This is a genomic window from Chryseobacterium ginsenosidimutans (assembly GCF_039536845.1).
GTDB classification, from domain to species: domain Bacteria; phylum Bacteroidota; class Bacteroidia; order Flavobacteriales; family Weeksellaceae; genus Chryseobacterium; species Chryseobacterium ginsenosidimutans_B.
On record NZ_BAAAZJ010000010.1, the window covers coordinates 138,361 to 164,266 of the forward strand.

Here is a 25,906-nt window from a genome sequence, read left to right on the forward strand (position 1 = left end):
TTTATTTGACTTTTAACTGCATACTTTTCAATCCTGCATTATCAGACGTTCCACCGTAAAAAATGGTGTAATCTCCGGGTTTTGAAACCAAATCATCGGCTTTTTCATCGTAAAATTTGAATGATTCCTGAGAAATTGTGAGTTGGATGTTTTTTGTTTCTTTAGATTTAATCAAAACTCTTTCAAAAGCTCTTAAAGTCTTTACAGGCGCCAAAGCATCGTTATTTCTTTTCACATAAACCTGAACAACTTCTTCGCCGTCTCTTTCTGAAATGTTGGCAACCGGAATGGTGATAGTCAAATTTTCTTTAGAATTAATAGAATTTTTACTCAATTTAGCATCTCCATAAGTAAATTTTGAATAGCTCAAACCGTGACCGAACGGATACAAGGGTTTTTCTGTCATATAGCGGTAAGTTCTTCCCTGCATATCATAGTTTTCAAAACCCTGATGCTTACTGGTTTTAGAAAGTGCATTATCCAATTGCTCGAGATTTTTGTAAAACGTAATCGGCAACTTTCCAGACGGATTGTAATCGCCTGCCAAAACATCTGCAACTGCAGTGCCGCTGGATTGCCCGCCGTACCATGCATTCAGCAACACATCATAATTTTTTTCGTCCTGCTCCAAACCAAGCGAACTTCCTGTACACAAAACGAAAACAACAGGTTTTCCCGTTTTTCTTAATTCCGCTAATAATTCACGCTGAACTTTTGGAAGTTCTATCGAGGTCTTATCACCTCCTTTGAAACCTTCGGCACTTACCAACATTTCTTCGCCTTCAAGATTTGGGGAAAGTCCGCCTACGAAGACAATGACATCTGCATCCTTTACTTTTTCTTTTACTGAAGCGAAATTTACCGGGTCTTTTCTGTACACTTCAAAGGCAATGCTTACATATTTTCCTTTCTGGCTGTGACGTAGTTCTATCTGATATTCTTTCCCTTTCTCCATTTTCACAGGAAATTCCGAAGGATGTCTTGCGTCAGGACCTTTTCTGGTAGCGATTTCTTTGCCGTCAACAAAAAGCGTGTAAATATCTGATGTCGCAGCAGAAAATATCACTTCACCAGAATAACTGCTTTTAAAAATTCCGGAAATTCTTGCTGAAGTATTTTCTCTGGCAACTCCTGCAGCGAGTTGTGTTCCTCCAAAACTATTATACGTGATTGAAGTATTATTGACTGATGTATTGACCGGTTGACCTTTGAATTCATTATTGTTAAAAAATTCTACCTTCATCCCTTTTTGTCCGTTTTTCTGACTGACAAAATTTTGATAGAGCGAAGTTCTTGCCGTAGGATCTGCGACTTCACTTCCTTTTTCATAAATGATTTCAGCGTTTGGAAATTTTGCCTTGATTCCATCTAAAATTGTAACCGTTGAAGAAGGTGTTCCGTTGTAATTTCCCAATTGCATAATTCCGTCATCAGCATTGGGACCCACAACCGCAATTTTTTTAATGCTTTTATTTAAAGGCAAAACATTTTTGTCGTTTTTCATCAGAACGATTGACTTTTGAGCCATTTTCAAAGCCTGTTTCTTGTGTTCATCCGAATCCACCACCGAATATGGAATCTGGTTCCAATGCACGGACGATTTTGGGTCCAGCATTCCGAGTTCAAACCAGCCTTTCAAAATTCTGCGCATTGATATATCGAGGTCTTTTTCGGTGATTAATCCGCTGGCAAGAGATTTATTAAGATTGTTATATGTATCTCCGCATTCCAAATCAGTCGAATGTTTTAATGCGTCTGATGCTGCTGTCTTTTCATCGGGATGTGTTCCGTGATATTTTTCCTGATAAAAATCTGCCAAAGCCCAACAATCGGAAACTACCATCCCATCGTACTTCCATTTTCCACGGAGAATTTCTGTGAGTAAGGTGTTGTTTGCACAACACGGCTGTCCGTCGAAAGCGTTATAAGCACACATCACTTCCCTTACATTTCCTTCTAAAACCAAAGATTTGAAAGCAGGAAGATAGGTTTCGTACAAATCCCTTTTGGAAACTTCCGCATTGTAAGAATGGCGATTCCATTCCGGACCGCTGTGAACGGCAAAATGTTTAGCGCAGGCGTGGGTTTTGAAATATTTTGGGTCATTTCCCTGCAAACCTTTTACTGCAGCAACACCCAAAACAGAAGTCAGATAAGGGTCTTCTCCATAAGTTTCCTGACCTCTTCCCCATCTAGGGTCACGGAAAATATTGATATTCGGAGTCCAGAATGTCAGACCTTCGTAACGTCCGGTTTTACTGGCTTCATCGAAAGATTTATTATATTTTGCTCTGGCTTCATCAGAAATCATTTCAAAAGTTTTGAGATGTTCCGGAACATCCCAGGTTGCTGCCAAACCAATAGCTTGCGGAAAAACAGTCGCTGTTCCGGCTCTTGCAACACCGTGAAGCGCTTCGTTCCACCATCCGTAAGCGGGAATTTCGAGTCTTGGAACTGCTTTGGAATTATCCATCATCATCCCTATTTTTTCATCAACTGTTAATAATCCGAGAAGATTCTCGATTCTTTGTTCGACGGGAAGATTAGGGTTTTGGAAGGGATACTTGTAATTTTGTGCAGATGAGAATGCACAAATAAAGATAGATATATTTAATATAATTTTTTTCATAAGATTGATATAAAAAACAGATTATGGTTAAAGAAAGTTTATATATTATTACACTGTTATGATAAAAGACAAATATAAGATTCTATTTTAAATAAATGTAAATACAACACTTATTATTTAAAAATAAAGAAATCAATATTAATTATGCTTTAAAAAACAAAGCCATCATTATCAGTATGATATGATGACTTTGTGGAAAATTAATTAATTGTAGCTTTATTTATTGTTTAATAAATTTCTGTGAGGTAATCTTATTATTTTGAGATGAAACCTCAATAAAATATACTCCCGCAGAAAGATCACTTATTTCAATACGGTTTTTTCCTGAAGTCAATCTCAATCCGGATTTAATCAGTCCGCCTCTTGAATCAAAAACTGAAGCCGTTGCATCTGAAGTTTTAAGCTCTATAAAAATTTCCGTTTTTGCAGGACTCGGATATATTTTCACGTCATTTTTATTTACAATGCTGCTTTCCGTACCCAATACTGTAAAGTTTAGAGGAAGAACGCTTGCTGAAAATATATTTTCTTCTGAAAGATAAGCTCTGAAAGGATTAATCATAGGTTCGATTCCTGCTGCAACTTTATAAAATGCAGTTATTCCACTTTCGTTTTTTAAAACATAACTGTTGGCAGGAACTTTAATGGAATGGTAAACTCCGTTCATCTGATTAACAGTAATTGCTTTCGGCGTTGAAACATTTCCTGTACCATTGAAAGTAATACTTCCCGTTGCATTCACAAGAACCGGTGTATTGGCCGGAATTATGCCGTTGGAAACTGCGGTGCAGGATACACCCGTTGAGCTTGGTGACATAAGATAGACATTCACTCCTGAAGGGATATTTGCTTCAAAAGGCAGTAAAAGTATATCGTAACCGTTAAAAACTCTAGTATAAGAAGCTGTACTCCCATTAAAAGGAAAAGGAACCTGAAAATCTTTACCCTGATCAGAAAGAACAAGATTCGAGCACGTAGTTCCGGAAATTACATTATTGGCAGACGAAGTTACACTGGAATTTATATAAAATATACTGTTTGTATTGACACTTGCCGGCTGCCAATTATTTGCCGACGTAATTGCCGATGTATTTCTGAAGTCCAAAGAAGTATAATATCCGTTTTCAAGAGCATCCATCAGATTACTGTCGCTGTCTGAATATGTTCCTCCGAACTTAGAGGCATTTTCGTTTCCTACATTAAAATAAACATCCCCTAAATTCAGAGTGAGAACAGAACCGTAATTGGAGTTCCTAAGTCCAAGAATTCCTTTACATCCGTCTGTAAGGATCTGTCTTGAAATATCCAGTACGATATCGAAATTTCCACCTGTCGGAAAATTTATCCTTCCATAATTATAAGATTTTGCAATCCCCTGACTATTGATATAATATAATGTTGTATTATCCGAATAACTCTGCCCGGCTGTTGTATAGCTGTTAACATGCAATATTAATTTATTAAACCTGTCATTAAGCTGAAGATATCCGTTGGCAGAAGTCATATTATTACTAATAAGAGGACTCGGATTTGAAAAAGTTACAGTCGTATTACTCATATTGAATGCCGTACCAAAAGCAGCGTTGGTTGTCGATTGCGTTTCAATTTTATTATAATGAATGTTACTGCCTGTCATAAGAGAAACCGGTCTGTCGCCACTTTTATTGAAAACAAAGGTCATCACACTTGAAGGACTGATCTCAATCCCGGGACGAAATGTAGGTGTAGCCATTGACATTGGAGATGTAACCATATTGGATGTAGTATTTGTAAGTACTTTTGTACCGGAAGTCGTATAAAAAGGTAAATCCACTTTAAGATTATAAGTGTTGGAAGATGAATTAATAACCATAAGAACCACCTGATTACCATCCGTAGAAATATAAGAAGAACCTTGTAACACTCCTGTTTTATCATCCCATTTGGCATCTATTCTTGTTTTCCCTGTAGTATATTTGGCATAATGCGAAAGTATATAACCCCTTTTAGTCATAATTCCTGCAGGAGTTCCGTAAGTTCCGTCTCCCATTAATCCGTAATATCGCTTTGAAGCATAATGAATCCATGCATTTACATTTCCCAATAAAGCATTATTTACGCTGGAAGCAAAAGAAAAAGCATCAATATTCCAGCTAAAATCACGCGGAGTCTGGCTGCTTGATGAATTCCAGTTGATAAGATATTCTGTCTGCCAGATTTCTTTATTATAATTTTGAAACTGTTTGTAAGCGGACTGCATCAGACCATACTGATGACCACCATACACTTCGAAATTGGCCATTGTCGCAGGATTCAGCAATGCGTTGGCAAAATTATCTGTTAATCCTACACTTTCCGGTGCAATTACCTTACAATTAATAAGATTCCCATAATCTTTGATAAATGTAGCAATCTGTGTCGGAGTCCATATACAACCTTGATACTGAGCCATTTCGTCCGGTTCATTCTGAATTGAAATATAATCAAGATCCACTCCGTTGGTCTGCAAATACGTTACAAAACTATTAAGATAAAGCGCATAATCCTGATAATTTTCAGGCTTCAGATACCCTATCTGCTGTACTCCGTTTGTATCAGTGTAAACGGCGTTGACATGATTATTGGTTTTCCATGCTGCAGGCATTGTCCACGGGCTGGCAAAAATAGTAAGTCCCAAAGATTTTGCAAGCTGAGCAGTAGGTAATACAGAGCTCCAATTGCTGCTGTTTTCAGGAATATATAATCGCATAATATTGTATCCAGCCTCACTTCCAGAACCCCAAAGTGTCTGAATTTCTGATGTAGACATGTGATTGTAAGCAAATTGGGGACTACAAACAAATCCTCCAAATCCGGTTATTTTCTGATAAGTAATGTTCTTATCAATTTTAACCGTTGTAAGCTGTCCATATAAAGAACCGCCAAAAAATAGCCATATAAAATGTATTACAATAAGATTTACAAGTTTTTTCATAATGTTTTAGTTTTTTGCGAATATTCCGCGATTTATTTTCAGCAGAAATAGCTGATTTATAGATAATAAATTCCCTTTCAAGGCAGTTAACACGTTTGCTAACCATCAAGAACTTACCCTGAATTTATTTCAGGTAACTATCACATAAATAAAGTCCTTACAAAATCAACAGTCTTATCCTTTGCATTTTTGTTTTAAACAGTATTTAAAAAAATTTAATGTAATTAGGATTGATGCTTCATATATTTAATGTATTTGATTGTAAATTAGTTTTAATGTAATTGTCAGTGAAGAAGCTCACTTTCAGGCGCACCCAAATAACTTGGTTTAAGACCTCCTGTATTAATTAGAATCTTTTCCAGTACAATTCCCGGTTCCAACACTCTGAAACGGAGTGTATGCTTTCCGGATTGTAAAATCTGATGTTTTGTGATTGATTTAATGATATGTTCAGACTGCCATTGTCCTAATTCGCCTTTGTAATGTCCATTGAAATTAATAGTTTGAGGAATTCCGCCATCAAAGGAAATCTCGTAGCGCAATCCTTTATTGTGATTATAATTTAAAGTCGGAGCTAAAAGAAGCTGAACTTCAAATTCTCCTTTGGATTCGAAATTAATATCGTATTCCAGATAGATATTTTCATCAGCTTTCGGATAGGCATTCTGTGGAAAAGTCGTAATACCGGATTTTGTTTTTCCAAAATCAGGAATAACTTCCCAATGGATTCGGTCAGAATTATTCATTCTTGCAAAATTTTCCGCTTCAATAGAAACGTAACCGTTTTTCTCCTGAAATACTTTCTCCTTCGAAACATTTGCTTCAGAAACATAAGTAACTTCAGGCATTATATTTTCTTTTCCATCGAACCAGGCTTTGTAACCTATCTTCATCTGGTCCATCATATGCGCCCATTTTCCGCCTGCAATCTCATTGTTGTATTTATTATCGAGGTAAGCATTTCTTTCAAAACATTCCTTTACTTTATCTGCATAATAATTGGCTTTAAGGTCATTTTTGACTGCCAATTCTTTATTTTTTGCCACTGCATAGTACATTTCGTACAAATTGCTGCACGCATCAATAGGATAAAGAACCAACTGATAATACGCATCCTGATATTCTGCCGGAATCTGATCTTTCAAACGTAAAGCATCTACTGCCAAAGCTCTGTAATCATTCAAAACTGTTTCAAATTCATTATAATTTTCAAGACTAAATGTTTTGCTGTCAAGAGTTTCCGGAGTTACTCTGCGGTTGTATTTGGCATAGAGATTAATCATTCTGGCAATTTCCTTTGAATGTTTTTCTCCAAATTGCTGTGCAGACCATTTTTCAGTGTATTCCAAAAGATTTTTAGAATTAAACTGTTTCGGGTTCCAAGCCATTTCGAGGAAGAAACTGATTGGAAATTCCATCGGTTTTAAATCACCCACATTCACAACCCAAACTTTATCAACTTTATGCTCGTACGAAAGATTCATCTGCTCCCAAACCCGTTGTATCGGACTAATATTAATCCATTTGGAATTTCTCGGACCACCCACATAATCGAAGTGATAGTACATTCCGTAACCGCCCTTGTGTAAAGGCTTTGAAGGGTCCGGAAGTTTTCTTACATTACCCCAGTTGTCATCACAAAATAATAGAATCACATCATCCGGAACTCTCATTCCTTTGTCATAATAATCCTGAACTTCTTTATACAACGCCCAAACCTGCGGCGTTTTATCCGGATTTTTACCTGTAACATTCTGTATGATTTTACGCTGGTCTTTTACAATATTTTCAAGCAAAGAAATATTAGTTCCTTCTCCCATCGCCTCATCACCATCGCCACGCATTCCGACTGTGACAAGTTTTTCCCAGTTTTTACTTCTCACAATTCCGGCTTTCCAAAATTCCTGCAACACCTTAGCATTTTTAGAATAATCCCAGACATTTGGCAAGTTATTTCTTTTGATGTATCGGTGCCAATCGGTCTGTGCCTGTGCCATCGGCTCGTGGTGCGAAGTTCCCATTATGATTCCCATTTCGTTGGCTAAAGGTCCGCTCAACGCATCATCATCGTAAAAAGCTTTTCCCCACATCGCAGGCCATAGATAATTGGCTTTGGAGCGAAGAAGCAGTTCAAAAACCTTTTCGTAAAATTTTGAATTGATTCCTCCGAAAGTTGCTCTTGCCCAACCGCCAAGCGAAGGTTCTTCATCATTCAGGAAAATTCCTCGGTATTCTACAGCAGGTTCTCCATCGGTATAAATTCCTTTTTTGAAGTACAAATTTTCTTTCTTTTCTACCGGAACATCCGCCCAATAATGCCAGGGCGAAACACCAATCTGCTGAGAAACTTCATAAATCCCGTAAATCGTTCCACGTTTGTCGCTTCCTGCAATCACAATCGCTTCGGAAACGCCGGGAAACGGATTGCTGATATTTTGGATGATGTATTTTTCTCGTTTTCCGGTTAAAGATTTTCCATCAATCTTTTTTTGTTTAATTAAATCGTCAACCACAGAATTTGTTCCTACGGTTCCAATGATGATTAAAGGAGCATTCATTCCTGAAATCTGATTCAAAATCGTTGGTTGCTCACCTGTGACTTTCTGGAAATCTGTTTGGAGATTTTTGACAGCTCTTAATATTCCTGCATCAATATTATTGTTTGTAAATAATGAAATTTTGACCGATTTATCTTTCAGAAGAATGGCATCGTTTGTTTTTTCTGTTGTGATAAATGGTTCTGTTGCCTGTACATTTAAACAAGCACCCAACAATAAAACAATGAGAAATAGTATTGGTAATCTGTTCATAATCTATATTTTATTTTGATTGGATAGAAACCTTATAGGTTTTAAAAACCTATAAGGTTTAGTCTAATACTTATCGGTTGCGAATCATACGCAGCCCGACTTGAGCGGAAATCCTTTTTGTTTTTCTCAAAAACAAAAAGATTGGGAGTGGAAGGCGGATTAGCTGCCCAAATTATTCCTGCATTAATTCTTCAATACAAATCCGCCATTCGGCTGAATTTCAATTTCAAACTCTCCTTTTTTATTGATGGAAATTGATTTTGTAAAGGTTTTTCCGGTTTTATCATCATTGATGAGTTCAATATTTTTGTCTACCAACATTGGAAGATTAAGTTTAAGTTTTTTTGAAGTTTTTTCAGAATTCACGCCTACTACATACCATTTGTCCTGATGTCTTCTTGCAATGACCGAATATTTTCCGGGATAGCCATCGATGAAAACCGTCTCATCCCAGAGTGTAGGTACTTCTTTCATAAAATCAAGCTGAAATTTTGGAGCATCGGTCAGGTTATTGGGCATTATTCCAAACATCTGAACAGGATTCTGAAAAAGAACAGCTGTTGCCAATTGGAAACCATCTGTTGTATGTCTTTTATTTTTTTCTTTATTGGATTTGGTTAAAAATTTATTGAGAAAAGTACCACCAAATTCCATACTTCCGACCGTATTTCGGATGAAAGGATGTAAGGTTGCGAAGAACGCTTCCTGCTTACGGACATCCTCTGAAAAATAAAGCATTTCCGAGGCTAAAACAGCTTCACTTCCTGCATAATTCGGGTACATTACTTCCCAGCCTCTCGGCAAAGTGGCTCCGTGGAAAATGATTGTCAACCCAAAATCATTGGCATCCGACAAAATATCTTCATACAGACGCAATGTTTCCTGTTTGTCTCCGCCAAAAAAATCAACTTTCAGACCTTTTACACCGATTTCTTTCAGCCAGTTCATTTCTTTTTTGCGTTCTACAGAAGTGCTCATCTTGTTTCTCGGTCTCATTGGTGCATCATTGGCAGCTCCATTGGAGTTGTACCAAAGCATCACCTCCACATTTTTGGATTTTGCGTATTGAACGAGTTCTTTCATTCTTTCTCTGCCAATATTTTTATCCCAAAGCGCATCCATCAAAATGTATTTATAACCAAGTTTTGATGCCAAATCAATAAACAGACTTTGGTCATCATAATTCATACTGTTATCCTGCCATAGAATCCAGCTCCAGGTAGATTTTCCGAACTGATATTTCTGCGAAGGTTCGTAAAGTGGCTCTACCACATCAAAAGGAATGGTAGTTTCCACAATTGGTTTCAAGGAATCACCAATCGTAATAGTTCTCCACGGTGTTTTTCCCGGCAGGGAAAGTGCTGCTCCCGAACTTCCGAAACCATTGTTTTCAGCCATATTCGGATAAGCAACCCGGTAAATATTTTTATCTGAAGTGGTGTCAAGATGAGAAGCGCAGTACAAACTGCTCACTCCTGTTTCTGAAAGTAAAATCCAGCCGTCATTTCCGATATGAAAAAGTCCTGGGAAAACATAACCATAATTGGCTTTTGTTCCTAATTCTGCATCGGCTTTATACCCACTTTCGTAGCTTGGCGCTGTGCGTGCAAAACCGGTCATCGGCTTCATCATTGGTGAGAGAAATGTCGTGGTCTGTGAAGGAAATCGATATCCTGTCACTTCCGATTGGACGACAACGCTGAGACGGTCTTTCATTGGCGGAATGTCATATCGAAAAGCAATATTATTGTTACTTACCTGAAATTCAATCCCAATATTGAATTGGTCTGCATTGATAAAATTGACAGTCAGCGTATTGGCTTTATACTCAACTTCGGATTTTTTGATTTTTTCGTTGCTGTATTTTTTGGAAACGAAATCCTTTTTACTGTTGATTAATGTTAAACCCCTAGAAAAATCCGATTCATTGGTGATTAAACCCAACGGAGATTTTTCAAGCATCGTTTTCCCCTGAAAAGTCACGGAATATAATGCTTTTCCCTCTTCTGAGAATACATTCAGTTTCAATTTTCCGTCCGGACTGAAAACTTCGGCAACTTGTGCTTTGACTTCCGATAAAAAACAGAAACTTATTAATAATATAAATAAAAGTGTAAATTTTTTCATTCTGATTTATTTTGAAAACATCCAATAATCGAAAAACATAATGTCTTTTTCCGCTTTGCCATTGAACACGAAATACAGATTATGAACGCCTTTAATCGAATTAGATAAATTGATTTTAACCGTTTCAAAGCGGTCATCTCCTCCAGTCATCGGGACTTTTACAGTTCCCGCAATCGGTCCGTCCAAACTGTCCAAATGAACATCCATTGTAACTCCGCCGTTATGCGTGGTTCCTACTCTTGCAGAAAAATTTGTTGCGCCATCTTTTCCAAAATCTACATTTTTTACGCTTGTGTAGGCTCCGTTTTTCTTTGCTTTAATGAAAACTCCCGCAACTTTATTTTGATAAGATTTTACATTTTCTGACCACGAAATCATCTCCGCCTGATTGAATGCGTAAGGATTAACGGTTGCAATAGCTTTCGTAATACCATTGGTCATTTTGAAAGGTGAAATAGAGCCATCTTTATTAAATTCTAATTCCTGCACGCTTACTGAACGTGTGAATCCACTTCCGCCCGGCAATGCACCATTGTGATAAAAAAAATAAGTTTTCCCTCTGAAATCAACCACGCCGGGATGATTGGTAAAAGATTTTCCTTCTGCAGGCATTATAATTCCACCATATTTCCACGGACCTTGCGGACTTTTGCTGGTGGAATAGCCGATAAATTCAGGTAATGCACCGCCCGGCCAGAAAAGATAATAGAGATTTTTCCGTTTGTACAACCACGGACCTTCTTCGTATTTTGTTGGTCTTTCCGGATTGCCTTCCCGTTTTCCGAAAGATTCTTCGGTCATCGGCACTTCAACAATATCGCCGGAATAGGAAATCATATCTTCATTCAATTTTACATATTTAAGCTTCGGATTCCCCCAATAGAGATGTGCCTGACCATCATCATCAATGAAAACCGTCGGGTCAATATCTCCCCATTCACTCTGAACAAGTGGTTTTCCAAGCGGATCGTGAAATGGACCGAACGGACTGTCGGCAACTGCGACTCCAATTGCACCTTTGTTATTGGTTTTGGAAATCATCGGAACGTACATAAAGAATTTTCCGTTTCTTTCGATGCATTGTGCTGCCCAAGCATCACGCTTTGCCCAATCGAAATCGTTGTAGGAAAGTATTACGCCGTGATCTGTCCAGTTGACCATATCGTTCGTTGAAAACAGTTTCCAATTGTTCATCGTAAACCACGTAGAATCGTCTTCGTCGTGACTGGTATAAACATACAAACGGTCATTGAACACCATCGGAGCAGGATCGGCGGTGTAAGCCGTTTGAATGATGGGATTTTGTGCAGACAAAATTCCGCCACAACAAATCAGCACACCATTCAGTATTGTTTTTAGGGTATTTTTTTTTATTTTCATAATAATTCAATCTTTTTTAAATCTTGATTTTAATTTGAACTGAATTTCCACCAATCAAAATAGAAAAGATCTTTGTTTCCTTTGAATACAAAATATACATCGTGCACGCCTTTAATATTTTTTATGGAAGTTTTAATCGTTTTAAAAATATCTCCTTCCGCCTTTCCGGTTACCAGAACAGTTCCTAATATCGATCCGTCCACCGCATCGGTATGAATTTCTATACTTCCGCCGTTTATTGAGGCAACTGATACTTCCAGAAATTTTGTTCCTTTAGAAAAATCAACGCCCTGAACTTTGAGATAATCGCCATTGTTGATAGATGAAATCACCATTCGGTCAGTAATTTTTTTGCCGGTGTCGTAAGGATTATTTCTTTCCCACTCGGTCATTTTTTCTGTTTTTAAACCTTCACTGTACGCAATCGTTTCAGCTTCTACCTTCTCATAAGGGTTTAATGTTGCAATTCTTTTTACGCCTTCAGGATTCCAAAAAGGTAACTTTTGAATGGTTCCATCGGCATTATAAATCAGTTCACTCACACAAATGGAGCGGCGCTCATAATGTTTACTTATTGTTTGTTTTCCCAAATTGTAATTGAAACCGAAAACGTAAGATTTTCCTTTATAATCAATGATTCCGGGATGATTTCCGTTGGAGCGTTTGTCACTGTCCATAATCATTCCTTTGTATTCCCACGGACCGGTTGCCGACTTGCCCATTGCATAACCGATTCCTTCCGGACAGCACGTTGAGGCATACGCCATATAATAATTTCCGTTACGTTTCCACGCCCAAGGACCTTCCTGATAATGAAATGGGTCGGGAGAACCTTTGACTTTGGCAATCGACGGGTCTTTCACAATTGGCCCATCCACAGAAATCATATCTTTATTAAGCTTTACATACCAAAGATTGGGATTTCCCCAATATAAATAAGCCTGTCCGTCATCATCAATGAGAACAGTCGGATCGATATCATCACTTGAATTTTTAACCAACGGTTTTCCAATTGGGTCTTTGAAAGGACCATACGGACTGTCGGCTACCAAAACACCGATTCCTCTCTGTCCGGGCATCGGGCAATACATATAAAACTTACCGTTTCTTTCTATGACCTGAGGTGCCCAAGCTCCGTTTTCCGGGTCTGTCCACTTGAAATCCTTTAGAGAAGCCACAACGCCGTGATCCGTCCAGTTGACCATATCGGTCGAAGTGTATAACAGCCAGTCCTTCATTTTAAATCCGAATGCATCATCTTCGTCGTGACTGGTATAAAGAAAAACAGTGTCTTTATAAACCATCGGTGCAGGGTCGGCTGTGAATTTGGTCTGAATGATGGGATTTTGGGCAGACAGCGATAATCCTGTGAGCATCAACCCGATATTTAAAGTATATTTTAAAACTGTTTTGTTAATCATAATTTTTTTTTTTGAATGTAATTCTTCCGTCCTAGTATTTCAAGAATTTGACTATCCTATTTAAAAATCACTTTAACGTTTTTACCCGAATAAGCCACCGTTTTCTGTTGACCATCTGGAAGAATTATGGTAAAATTTCGGTTCTCAATCATTCCCTTATATTTTCCTTTTCGAGTGTCAATAGTTAGTGTACGGGATTTGTCATTCCAATGCATCGGTATTTCGGTATAGTCGCCTTTTTCGTAGTTGTAATTGTCGAATTCATCTTCATATAAAACAAAATCTGCATCTGAACCTAGGTAAACTTTTATAGTAAGATTATCCCATTTTTTTTCTGTTGCATACTGAACATCGGGACCGAAAGGAATAATGCTTCCACCTTTTACATACAATGGAATGCTTTGAATATTGACTGTTTTCTCGATTTCCTGTCCGCCTTTATATTTTGTATTGGTCCAGTAGTCGTACCATTCAGAACCAGACGGAAGATAGACTTTGAACGATTTATTTTGCGTAAAATCTATATTGGAAACTGAACCCTCTTTTTTACTTTCATCCTTTTTGTCCCAACCTTCATTTTCATCAGTTTTCACTATTTTTTCAGGTGTATATTGGGCATTCAGTACAGGGGCGACCAGAAATGATTTCCCGAACATATATTCGTTATTGATGTCCCAGACTTTTTTATCAGAAGAAAAATCCATTGTAAGCGATCGCATAAAGCTTGACTGATTTTTGGAAACATCCCACGAAACGGAATAGATGTAAGGCAGCATACTGTATCTTAATCTAATAAATTTCTCCACAGCATCGTAAACCACATATCCCTTCTTGCCGAATTGATAAATTTCTCTCGGAACATCGGTTCCGTGGGAGCGCATCATTGGTGTAAAAGTTCCGTACTGCAGCCAGCGAACATACAATTCCTGAAACATAGGATTTTTTGAACCCGAACTTTCATTCCACCCTTTTTTATAAGTTCCGGCAAAGAATCCTCCGATATCTGAATTGAAATTGGGATTTCCGGTCAGGGTAAAATTAAGACCGGCAGGAACCTGATTGCGTAAAGATTCCCAGGAAGAATTAACATCTCCAGACCAGGTATTTGCACCATAACGTTGCTGACCTGCGAAGGCAGACCTTGTGAGAATAAAAACTCTTTTATCACTCGTCGTTGCCCGCTGATGGTCATAAACGCCACCGACAGCCATTAATGGATAAGCATTCCTAACCTTTCTGAAAGAACCCAAATAGGTTTTGGTATCTAAATCTTCCGGTTTCTGGCTGAGATGGTCGGGTTCCGTAGAATCCATCCACCAGGTATCTACGCCAAGACTGAAAACGCCTTTGTTCAGATATTTCCAGTAAATGTCTCTTGCTTCGGGATTGTAAGCATCATAAACACGCACTCCGGAAGGATAATTCATATCGGGAGGCCAGACTTCCCTGCCCGATTCCGGCCACGTCCCAAAATTGAAAAGCATTCCTTTTTTGTCCATTTCACGATATTGCTTGGTCATCGGTCCGAATGACGACCAGATGGAAACAGACAAATGCGCATTCATTCCGTGGATGTCATTAATCATTTTTTTGGCATCAGGAAAATCCGGACTGATAAAATCCATCGCATTCCATTGGTAATTATTTCCCCAATATTGCCAATCCTGAATGATTCCGTCCAAAGGGACTTTCAGATCGCGGTATTTTTTGACCACATCTACAATTTCATTCTGACTTTTATAGCGTTCTTTGCTTTGCCAGAAACCGTAAGTCCATAATGGAAACATCGGAACATTTCCGGTAAGGTCGCGCATCTCAGTAACTACGCCGTCAGCATTTCCGCCGTACATAAAATAGTAATCAACGCCTTCTCCAACTTCGGAAGCAAAAGATGTTTTCTGAGTATTATCGGTAAACTGAGTCGGAGAATAATTGTCCCAAAAAATGCCGTAACCTTTTACAGACTGGAAGAAAGGCACAAAATCCCAAGTATTGTTCTGAACCATTCTAATGTCCTGATTCCGTTGGGATAATTTTCCGTTTTGAAGAATTCCCAAGCCGTAAATTGGCTCTTCTTTTTCCAATTGAAAAGATTGGGTTACTGAATAAGTTGGATTTCCGGCATCATTAAAAGGTTTGAAATCACTTCCACTTTCCTTCAGAAGTTCTTTTCCTGATAATGTATTATAGGCTATTTCTCCGCTTTTTGTATTGATGAAAAGTTGTAAATTATTAGTTTTTAATAATAAAATATCTTTATTTTCTGTAACAGAGAATTTTGTTTTTTGTTCCTGTTTGACAACGGATAGGCTGTTTTTTACAAATGATTTTCCCAAAGGATATTTGATAATTCTTACCGTATTTGGTCCGTAAAACTTTACTTCCATATTCATTTTATCTGCAGAAAAACTCAAACCTGAATCTGTTTTTTTATAAGATTGCGCGCTCACATTCTGCTCTATTCCCGATATAATGATAATCGTGATAATGAAAGCTTTTATATTTATTTTTGTGAAATTCATATTGTGTGATTGTGGATTTGAATTAAATTTTACAGACCAGTTTCTCAAAAAACTGAAGATTCAGCCTAATTTTAATTTTTAAAAAGCAACTGGGCAAACTGATACAAATTATTTCTCCAAACCGGCCAGGTGTGACCACCGGGATATTCGGAATAGGAATATTTAATCCCGATCTCATCCAATTTTTTATTCATCATCTGACCATTTTTGTAAGCGATATCATCCTTTCCGCCCATTGCAATCCAGAAATTTTTAATATTGGAATTAAATTTCGTTTTGTTTTCGGCAAGGAATTTATACTCATCATCTGCGACATTCTGCAACATAGGAAGCATCCACCCAGAACTGAATACGCCCAAAGAAGAAAACATTTCCGAGTTCTGAATTCCTATGTACAATGTGTAGATTCCGCCCATTGACAATCCTGCCAAAGCTCTGTGTGCAGCATCTTTTTTAACTCTGAAACCCGATTCCGTAAATGGAATCACAGATTCTTTCAGTTCTTTTTCAAACATCTGGAGGTTTCTGATACCAAAATTTCCAAATCCGGCAGGTCCGATATTCGCATCCGGCATTACCACAATCATCGGTTTTGCTTTTCCCTCTGCAATCAGATTATCCAGAATCAGGTTTGTTTTTCCCTGCATTGTCCAACCACTTTCATCTTCGCCGCCACCGTGAAGAATATAGAGAACCGGATAACTTTCATTCAAATTTTTATCATATCCCGGAGGTGTGTAAACGAAAATTCTTCGCCACGAATTCGTTATTTTTGAATACAAATTCTGAATACGAATATCTCCGTGAGGAACATCTTTCAGGGCATAATAATCGTCTCCTGCAAAAGGAACCTCAATTCCGCTGGCGTGTCTTCCCATTCCGTAAAATGTTTTGCTTGACGGATCTGCAACCGCTACATTATCAATTAGTAAAGAATAATAATGAAAGCCTTCGCTCAAAGAATCCGTGGTAACTGTCCAAACGCCGTCCATTTCTTTTTTGAGGTCATATTTTTTTCCTAAATCGATTTGAACTTTCTGTGCATCCGGCGCTTTTACTCTGAAAATCGCTTTTCCATTGGGTAAAATCTGTGGAAACTGTGCATTTCTAATGTTTGATTCGGCTGGACTTCCAAAAACGGTAAATTCTAAAAATTTGCTTTTATCAACAGGTTTGAATAGCAACTGCGAAAAAATATACAAATCGTTTTTCCAGACTTTGAAATCGTGACCGCCCGGTTCTATGTAAAAGATGTGCGGAATTTTATTTTGAGTGAGATAATCGCTCGTTCTTTTGCTGAAAGGCATCAATCCGTCCTGATCGCCACAGGAAATCCAAAGCAGTTTTAATTCTTTAGCTTTGGCAGGATTCGGAAGTAACTGTTGAGGTTCTTTAGTATTGGGAGCGGAAGAAAAACCACCAACCCAAGCGAATTTGTCGATGTTTCCCAATCCGAAATTTAGGGTTTGTCCGCCTCCCATTGACAGTCCGGCAATCGCACGGTTTTCTCGGTCTTTTTTTACTGGATATTTTTTTTCAATAAAAGGAATAAGATCGTTCAGCAAATCTTTTTCAAAGGTTGCGAATGCTTCCACTTTATCTTTTGCCATAATATTTCCTGTCGCTCTATCGTCTTTCATCGCTCTACCATTGGGCAAAACAACAATCATCGGTGTCAGTTTTCCCTGTGCATAGAGATTGTCCAGAATAATCTGTGGCGTTCCGTTTTTGAACCACTCTTTTTCGTCTCCGCCAATGCCGTGAAGCAGGTACAAAACCGGATATTTATTTCCTTTTTTGAAGCCCGGCGGTGTATAAATCAAAGCTTTTCTCTGCGTTCCTACCGTTTTTGAATCATATTTTATGGTATCAATCTTTCCGTGTGGAACTTCTTTATTTTCGACATCAAAACCTTGTGGAGCCTGTTTTTCAAATGTTTGTGCAGAAACAGACATTCCTGACAAGATAAAACCTAAAACAAATATAATTGACTTCCTCATAATTTTTATTTGTATTTTTTACACTTATTAATTTAGATAAAAAAATAATATCCAGCAGAACTATTTTTTCCTTTTTTAATTTTATTTTATGGTTGAAGAATCTGTAATTCGGAAAAAATCAACATCCACAAAACCTCCAATACTTTTCGTTGCATAATTGAAAATCGCAAATTTAGATCCCATAAATAACCTTCTGTAATCGAAAATCATTTTATAGTCTTTTGCCATTTCTGTCCAGTTTTTTTGGTCGGTGCTGTAAGAAAAATCTGCCAGGTCTTTTCCAAGGTTAAAATCAGCTTCAATACGGAGGAAAATCTTATCTGATTTAATTTCAACACGTTTTTTTTCTTCTTTTTTCACTCCGGTAATCGCTTTCGTTTTATTATCAAGACTGACTTCATTCGTTGAAAAAGTGAGAAACTTCTGATTACCTTCTTTTGAAATCGATAAAATCCCTGAATCTCCGTTGAAAGCGTTGAACCCCGCAACATCACCGTCTTTCATTCCCTTCAAGTCCAAGGCGACTATCGCACTGGATTTTGGACCTTCCATTCTTTGTGTTAAAGTATTCGGAGCGGCATAAATATTATCTACAATACGGCTCGTTTTCAATCTCATAAAACCTTTTCTGTCGGACAAAGACCAGGCTTCATTCACAGGATTATGATTCCATTGCCACTGGATTTTCAGTTTTTTATCTGAAAATTCATCGCTTTCCACGATATTATTTTTCGGTTTAAATGTCGGAAGTGGAACTTCGCCATTTAATGGAACTTTCCCATTGTCGCCCAAAACAGGCCAATCGTTTTCCCATTTCACGGGAATCAAAATCGGGACGCGTCCTACTCCGCCTCTGTCCTGAAAAATCAGAGAATACCAATTGCCGTTCTTATCATCGATCAAAGCACCTTGCCCGGCATAAGAAAATCCTAAAAAGTTGTCTTCCAGAATGACTTTTTTCTCGTAAGGTCCGGTCACTTTATCCGCTCTGTAAACTTCCTGACGACGTTTTCCACCTTTTGGCCAGGAAATCATCATCATATAATATTTTCCGCCTTTTTTAATAATCTGATTGCCTTCCAGAAGTCCGGTTTCCGAAGAATCCTTTTCAAAAACCATCGTTCCTTCAGGATTCCCGATCACTTCTTTAAAATCAGAACTTAATTCAAAAACTTTGTTGGAGGTGAAAACATAAACCCTGTCGTCATCATCAAAAAGCAGCGAAGCATCGTGAAAATGTCTGGTTCTGGTAATGAGTTTCCAGTTTCTTTTTTCGGGGTTATCTGTCACATAGAAATAGGATTTGAAAGGCTCGTCATTCGGGGAAAACAAAACGTAATATTTCCCTTTGTGATAGCGGATGGAAGAAGCCCATTGTCCGCGACCGTAAACTGTTCCATTAAGCAAATCATATTTAGAATTATCATTCAATGTATTGAAAACATAACTTGACATTTCCCAATGTACCAGATCTTTGGAATGCATTACGGGCGCTCCCGGCATCAGGTGCATCGTGGTACTGATGAGATAAAAATCATCACCGTTTCTGGTGACCGACAAATCCGGAGCATCTGCCCAAATAATTGGATTGGTGAAGGCCGTCGTCTGTTGTTTCTGGGCAGGATTTACCTGGGCCGAAAGGAGATTCAACCCGATAAATCCGTATAAAGAAACTATATAAAATGATTTATTAATTTTCAAATTTTTATTATTTGATTGGTTGATTTAAATTTTTAATCCAATTTTAAAATAGAACACTTCGACAAGCTCAGTGTGACAATGCTGATAATAACGTTGGTTTTGAACTTTTTAAGCTTACAGTCAAAACCTGCATTTGTATATTAGGTTTTGGCTAAAGCCTATTTCATTTTCCTTTTATCAAACGGGCTAAAGCCCGTTCCTATTGATAATTTCTTTAATTTGGCACAATATCATTAGACGATGTGCTGTACAAACCAATCAGACTTCCTGTGAATCCGCCTGCAACATCTGTGGATAGAATGTCTCCGGAAACCGGACCGCCAAGATTTTTGAAGTTTTTACCATCCAAAGAGTAATTGAAATTAAGATCATCTTTTTCACCAACCACCTGCAATTTGATGGTTTTTGAAAGTGAAATCTTTTCGCTGGCAATCAGTTTGGATTCGCCTTTTTCGGTTCTTTCTAAAACAATGTAAAAGTCTTTATCTTTTTTCGTAATTCCGAATACGTAGTTGAATCGTTCACTTTGGTAACAAGTGATTCCGGCTAATTCTTTTTCAGATTTCGGTTTGAAATCCAGTGTTACGGAAGTTTCAAAATCTTCGTGCTGTAATCTGTGGAATAATGCCGAAACCGGAGCCAAAGCTTTGATATTGGTTTCAAAAGGAGTTACTTTCACCCCATTTTTAGCTGTTGCAATAAAGTTTTCTCGTGGTCCACGCATTGCAATCCATCGTAAATCAAGGTTTTTATCGGTCAGTTTATCGTTGTAAGTAAAGTTTCCGTTCGGGAAAAATCCGTTTTGTCCGGTCTGATTTTTTATGCCTTCCGGTAATTTCAATTTTGGTTTCATCGGAACTAGACCGTTTTCAAAAACAGGATATGTTCCGCTCCAGTCTACGGGAAGAATGAAAGTTTCTCTTCCGTGATTCACACGTCCTTTTTCGTTGGGACGAATCGCTAAAAATACCCCGTAATATTTTCCATCCGGAGTTTCCACCAAATCGGCGTGACCTGCCCAATCTACTTTCTCTTTTCTGTCTTTCGGAAAATATCTCTGAGTTAAAATAGGATTATTTTTTGCAGGAACAAAAGGACCTTTCGGAGAATCAGCCATAAAAATAACTTCGCTGTGATTGCCACCCGTTCCGCCTTCTGCGCACATCAGAAAATATTTTCCGTTTTTTTTGTACAAATGCGGGCCTTCTATCCAGATTGGTTTTTGGGAAAGATCAACACCACCGTTTACAATAATTTTATCTGAACCCGCAACAACCTGATCTTTTTCCAAGTCGTAATCCCACATTTTGATCACACGATGACCGTTGTACTGCTCAGTTCCTTTTGGCGGTGCATCATTGTGAACGATATAGGCTTTTCCATCATCATCAAAGAAAATCGAAGGGTCGATACCGTCAAAATTCAGTTTCTGAACTTCGCTCCAGCCTTTTGCAGGGTCTTTGGTTTTCACGACCATATTTCCTACTCCGCCAGCAATCTGTGTGGTGATCATATAAAAAGTGTCGTTGTGCTTATTATATTTGATATCCGGAGCGTAGATTCCCTGAGAAACGCCACCTTTTTCCACTTTAAGCTGAGAAGGCCTGTCCAAAACGTGACCAACCTGCTTCCAGTTTACCAAATCTTTAGAAGTAAAAATCGGAACACCCGGAAACATTGAAAATGAAGAGTTTACCAAATAATAATCGTCTCCTTTTCTGGTAATACTCGGGTCCGGATAACAGCCCTGAAGAATTGGAGAATAAAATTCGTCATCTTTCAAAGGATTATTTGTGTATATTTTATCATTTCCATGATAGGAAAAGTCTGAAAAAGTCTGTGCTGAAATGCTACCAAAAGCTAATAGGGCAACAGCGGCTGTCAACGTTTTTTTCTTTTTTAAAAATATCGGATTCATTATTCTCTGTCTCATAGTATATTTTTTAGATTATTATTTAGTTTTTAATGTTTTAAGTTTTCAAATGAAAAGCGGAAAAATAATTCCTGTTGCCGAACCCAGCATTCCGCCAAAGCCAATCACAGAAATTTCCCATTCTTTTCCACAGGTTGCACCTGCGGCTATTAATATTGAACCCTTCGGGTTCTGTTGAATTGTCTTTTAGTTTCATCTGTTTTTTCATTATGGTCGAAAAACTGATTTGATTTTATAAAACCTTTAAAAACAAGACCTTAATTGAAATTTATAACATCATCTAAGACCTTGCAACTATATGAAGAAATAATATTCATCTAAACACCACTGAATGCACTGAAACCACCATCAATAGGAAGTAATGCACCCGTAATGAAGCTTGCGGCGTCTGAACATAGAAACTGAACAGCTCCGTTGAGTTCATCTGCATTTCCGAAACGTCCCATTGGGGTTTTTGCAATGACTTTTTTGCTTCGATCAGTTAAAGAACCATCCGGGTTTAATAAAATTGCGCGATTCTGATCTCCGATAAAAAATCCCGGAGCTATGGCATTTACACGGATTTTATCACCGTATTTCAAAGCTAAATCAGAAGCCAGCCATTGTGTAAAATTGGTAATTGCTGATTTTGCTGCTGAATAGCCAGCAACTCTTGTGATTGCAGAATAAGCCGCCATTGAGGAAATATTCACAATACTTCCATTTCCCTGCTCTGCCATCACTTTTCCGAAGACATAACTTGGATAAACCGTTCCGTTGATATTTAAGTCGGTTACTTCGTTCCAGGCTTCCATTTTCAAATCAAAAAAGGACTGATCCGGAGATAATGTTGCAGCAGGAATATTTCCACCGGCAATATTAAGCAGAATATCGATCTTGCCGTATTTTTCAAGGATTTTTTTTGAAGCGGCTTCAAGGCTTTCGACGTTCATTACATTAGCTTCCACAGCGAATGCATCACCACCCAATTCTGTAAGCTCTTTTACACGAGCATCCAAAGTTTCCTGATTTCTTCCAAGAGCTACTATTTTTGCACCGGCTCCAATGAAACTTTTGGCTAAACTGCCGCCTAAAACACCCGAAGCTCCAGTAATGATTGCTACTTTATCTTTTATGTTGAATATGTTGTTCATTATTTTTATAATTGATCAATGATGATTTATAAATGATAATTCCACAGGTTGCACCTGCGGCATTGTTGTTGAGCCCTTCGGGTTCCGGATGTTATTGTTTTGACATTCCGTTTTGTACGGCAGCCATTACGCCTTCGATTTGTCCTAGAGCAAGCATTCTTCCGAGGAATGAATATCCCGGGTTGTAGTCTTTATCAATATCATCTGTCAATAATCTTCCGTGGTCGATTCGCATTGGCAGATCCGGATTTTCTTTTTCAAATACGCGGATAACGTCAATCAGTCTCCCTCTTCCTCCCAAATGATGCGCTTCGATAAAATCTCCGTTTTCAAAAACATTGGTACTTCTTAAATGTACAAATTTTGTACGGTGCGCAAATTTCTGAGCCAGCTTCGGAACGTCATTCTGAAGATTGGCACTCAAAGATCCTGCACAAAATGTCAATCCATTGTGTGGATTATCAACTTCATTCAGGAACCAGTCGATGTCTTCTTCGTTGGTCACGATTCTTGGTAAGCCTAATAATGAAAATGGCGGATCATCGGGATGTACACACATCTGAATATTCCATTCTTCGCAGACGGGCATTATTTTTTCAAGGAAATATTTCATATTCTGACGGAGCTGATTTTTATCAATCCCATCATACAATGCCAATAAACTTTTGAAAATAGCTACCGGATTAAGGTCTCCTTCCTTGATATTTCCGTTAACAAAGCCTTGTGTTTTTACAATAACAGAATCGATCAAATTATTGTTGTCTTCTTCTGTCAGTGTATTTTTTAATTCTTTTACTTTTTGAAGAATATCTGAATTATAGTCGTTTTCTGCACCTTCTCTTTGCAGAATATGAATTTCAAAATAAGCAAATTTGGCTTTATCAAAGTATAGTGATGACGAACCGTCTTCCCATTGATAAAACAAATCTGTACGAGCCCAATCCAGAACCGGCATAAAATTGTAACAAACCGTTGTTACGCCAGCTTTCCCCAGATTTTCAAGACTCTGAATATAATTTTCTATTAATTGATCTCTGTTTTTCCCTCCATATTTTATGGCTTCACTTACTGCCAGACTTTCTACAACAGACCACCGAAGACCGAAACTTTCTATATAATTTTTATAATCGTTGATAGCCTCCAACGACCAAACTTCCCCGTTGGGAATATCGTGAAGCGCAGAAACAATACCTTCCACCCCAATTTGACGGAGCATATTTAATTGTATTTTATCTTTTTTACCAAACCAACGCCAGGTTTTTTCCATAGTTTTTAAAATTTTAATTAAAAAACAAGGCAGACATTTTTAGGATCTGCCCTGTCAACTATATATGAATGTGAAATTAACTAATTTTAATAACCAGGATTCTGATATTTTGCTTTTTCTTCAGCAGTAGCTCCACTCATTGCATCTATCTGTCCTTGAGGGATTGGTCTCAGATAATGGAATGGCTGAATATTACGTGTTACTGTTTGTGGTGTATGGTTTCCATAAGCAGTTCCTCCGATTTTATAAGTAGCAGCATATTCTCCCCATTTCTGTGTACGAACTAAATCATACCATCTGTAAAACTCACCATAGTATTCACGCGATCTTTCTCCAAGGATATAATCAATGGTAATCGCTGAAGGAGTTACCGCAATCATAGCCGCACTATTATCAGCAATATATGTCGTATTTTGAGCATTATTAAACTTCCATTTTCCTGCTCTTGCACGGATAACATTGATCAAGTCTCTTGCACTCATTGTTCCTGACGCTCCTTTTACTGCAGCCTCTGCCGCGATAAAATAGAACTCAGAGAATTTCGCCACATTGAAAGGTCTTGTTAAACCTGCATTCGGATATCCTAGTCCATTAGGATCATCTGTACGGTAAGTTCCGATTTTCCATAGTCCAGGATAAACAATTCTGCTGATTCCGTTTGGTGCAATTACCCAATCAGCTCTTCCCGGCAATGTTCCTGCTCCTACACCGTTTTGTCCTGCATCTGAAGGATAAGTTGGTGCTTGAGTATCATCATTAAGAAAACTTAAAATAGCTCCTCCCGGTTGTACAGCTAAACTATTGGCATTGTATAGAACAGGATTAGTAACCCCTGCTTTATCCCAGTTACCTCTATAGGTAGTTACGAAAGTTCCATCATATCTTGAGTCAGTTGTTTTATCAGCAAATGTATTCTGAATGACACCTATTGGAGGACACATACGTACCCATGGACGTCCCAGCGATTGTGTTGCAGCACGTTGTACAGAACTTACGGCAGCCCAGCTTGTTGCAGAACTGCTACTTTTCAGGTTTGCATAGTTCCATGTTTGCATCCATGCAGCAAAGTTGTCAGGAGCCCATCCGGAACCAAAACCAACAGGATCTGATTCATTATAAAATACACTGGACTGGGTATGATCTGCATACAACATACACTCATTGTTTCTATCGTTTGACCCTACATTTACATCATAAAATGTAGGTTGTAAAGAATATGGACCAGGAGTACTTATTCCCTGCATAGCTGTGTCATAAGCCTGTTGAAAATACCATTGCGCATTATGACCATCCGGGTCAGTTCTCGGAGTTTCAGGATAAGTCGGGATATTGTTTGGATTCTGTAGCCACCATCCATAAGTAAGATAAGCTTTAGCCAAAAATAATCTTGCAACATTTTTAGTTACTCCTCCGGTAACTCTCGGAGATGCTGGTAAATTATCTATGGCCTTTTTCAGATCAGGAAAAATTCCTCGTGTATAAACTTCCGGAACAGTATTTCTTTTAGAAGTTGTTACAGCATTGACATTGAGTGCAAGCTCTCCTGCTCCCAAATCCAATGGAACTCCTCCGTAGGTCTGAACAAGCATAAAGTAATCGAATGCTCTGAAGAATCTTGCTTCTGAAATTAATGATTCCGGTACCCCAAATTTTGGACCTCTCTCTACAATTCCATTTGCTGTATTAATATAAGGAAAAACAGACCCCCAAATCATACTGGGTGGAAAGGAAGCTGGTGTAACGTTACCATTTCCTGAAAAATCCAGTTCCTTGAAGTTTCCATCCGCACTTTGCGCCCAGGTAGATTCATCGGTACCATTCTGGCAATTGCTCATAAAGTAACCATTACCATACAATAAGCGTAAACTTCTATATAAAGATGTAACACCTGCTGTAACTCCATCCGGAGTGTTGAAATAATCAACCGTATAATTTGATCTTGGCTGTTCATCCAGAATCTCATTACAGCTGGATAAGCAAAGTGATAAGAAGAATGCTCCTATAACTATTTTTTTATTAAACTTGATCAT

14 protein-coding genes are annotated in these 25,906 nt (G+C 38.1%); 1 reads left to right on the forward strand and 13 read right to left on the reverse strand.

What is annotated here, in order from left to right:
* Position 1 precedes the first annotated feature (1 nt).
* From ABD745_RS12725 to ABD745_RS12770, 10 genes are all read right to left on the reverse strand, one after another.
* Positions 2 to 2,629, reverse strand: a complete 2,628-nt coding sequence (locus ABD745_RS12725) for a glycoside hydrolase family 3 C-terminal domain-containing protein (RefSeq protein ID WP_344830356.1) — start codon at positions 2,627 to 2,629, stop codon at positions 2 to 4.
* Positions 2,630 to 2,849: 220 nt separating this feature from the next.
* Complete coding sequence (locus ABD745_RS12730) at positions 2,850 to 5,582, reverse strand: T9SS type A sorting domain-containing protein (protein ID WP_344830360.1); 2,733 nt, start codon at positions 5,580 to 5,582, stop codon at positions 2,850 to 2,852.
* A gap of 284 nt (positions 5,583 to 5,866) precedes the next feature.
* Positions 5,867 to 8,392, reverse strand: coding sequence for a glycosyl hydrolase 115 family protein (locus ABD745_RS12735; RefSeq protein ID WP_344830365.1), 2,526 nt, complete (start codon positions 8,390 to 8,392; stop codon positions 5,867 to 5,869).
* Between the two features lie 183 nt (positions 8,393 to 8,575).
* A complete protein-coding gene (locus tag ABD745_RS12740) occupies positions 8,576 to 10,519 on the reverse strand; it encodes a glycoside hydrolase family 97 protein (RefSeq protein ID WP_344830368.1) in 1,944 nt (647 codons plus the stop codon).
* A gap of 6 nt (positions 10,520 to 10,525) precedes the next feature.
* Positions 10,526 to 11,899 carry a glycoside hydrolase family 43 protein gene (locus ABD745_RS12745; RefSeq protein ID WP_344830370.1) on the reverse strand — a complete coding sequence of 458 codons (1,374 nt, stop codon included), beginning with the start codon at positions 11,897 to 11,899 and terminating at the stop codon, positions 10,526 to 10,528.
* 29 nt (positions 11,900 to 11,928) lie between these two features.
* Positions 11,929 to 13,320 carry a glycoside hydrolase family 43 protein gene (locus tag ABD745_RS12750; protein WP_344830372.1) on the reverse strand — a complete coding sequence of 464 codons (1,392 nt, stop codon included), beginning with the start codon at positions 13,318 to 13,320 and terminating at the stop codon, positions 11,929 to 11,931.
* A 56-nt stretch (positions 13,321 to 13,376) separates the two neighbouring features.
* Positions 13,377 to 15,842, reverse strand: a complete 2,466-nt coding sequence (locus tag ABD745_RS12755; RefSeq protein WP_344830375.1) for a glycoside hydrolase family 31 protein — start codon at positions 15,840 to 15,842, stop codon at positions 13,377 to 13,379.
* 71 nt (positions 15,843 to 15,913) lie between these two features.
* On the reverse strand, positions 15,914 to 17,842 hold the full coding sequence (locus ABD745_RS12760; protein WP_344830377.1) for an alpha/beta hydrolase-fold protein: 1,929 nt from the start codon (positions 17,840 to 17,842) through the stop codon (positions 15,914 to 15,916).
* Between the two features lie 81 nt (positions 17,843 to 17,923).
* A complete protein-coding gene (locus tag ABD745_RS12765) occupies positions 17,924 to 19,543 on the reverse strand; it encodes a glycoside hydrolase family 43 protein (protein ID WP_344830379.1) in 1,620 nt (539 codons plus the stop codon).
* 214 nt (positions 19,544 to 19,757) lie between these two features.
* The gene (locus ABD745_RS12770; RefSeq protein ID WP_344830381.1) at positions 19,758 to 21,476 is read right to left on the reverse strand and encodes a glycoside hydrolase family 43 protein; all 1,719 of its coding nucleotides are present in this window, start codon (positions 21,474 to 21,476) and stop codon (positions 19,758 to 19,760) included.
* 49 nt (positions 21,477 to 21,525) lie between these two features.
* Between ABD745_RS12770 and ABD745_RS12775 the strand changes: the two genes are divergently transcribed.
* Entirely contained in the window at positions 21,526 to 21,654 is a 129-nt protein-coding gene (locus ABD745_RS12775) for a hypothetical protein (RefSeq protein WP_344830384.1), read from the forward strand.
* 139 nt (positions 21,655 to 21,793) lie between these two features.
* Here ABD745_RS12775 and ABD745_RS12780 read toward each other — a convergent pair whose 3' ends face one another.
* From ABD745_RS12780 to ABD745_RS12790, 3 genes are all read right to left on the reverse strand, one after another.
* The gene (locus ABD745_RS12780) at positions 21,794 to 22,609 is read right to left on the reverse strand and encodes an SDR family oxidoreductase (protein ID WP_344830386.1); all 816 of its coding nucleotides are present in this window, start codon (positions 22,607 to 22,609) and stop codon (positions 21,794 to 21,796) included.
* 91 nt (positions 22,610 to 22,700) lie between these two features.
* A complete protein-coding gene (uxuA, locus tag ABD745_RS12785) occupies positions 22,701 to 23,876 on the reverse strand; it encodes a mannonate dehydratase (RefSeq protein WP_344830388.1) in 1,176 nt (391 codons plus the stop codon).
* An 86-nt stretch (positions 23,877 to 23,962) separates the two neighbouring features.
* The gene (locus ABD745_RS12790) at positions 23,963 to 25,906 is read right to left on the reverse strand and encodes a RagB/SusD family nutrient uptake outer membrane protein (RefSeq protein WP_344830389.1); all 1,944 of its coding nucleotides are present in this window, start codon (positions 25,904 to 25,906) and stop codon (positions 23,963 to 23,965) included.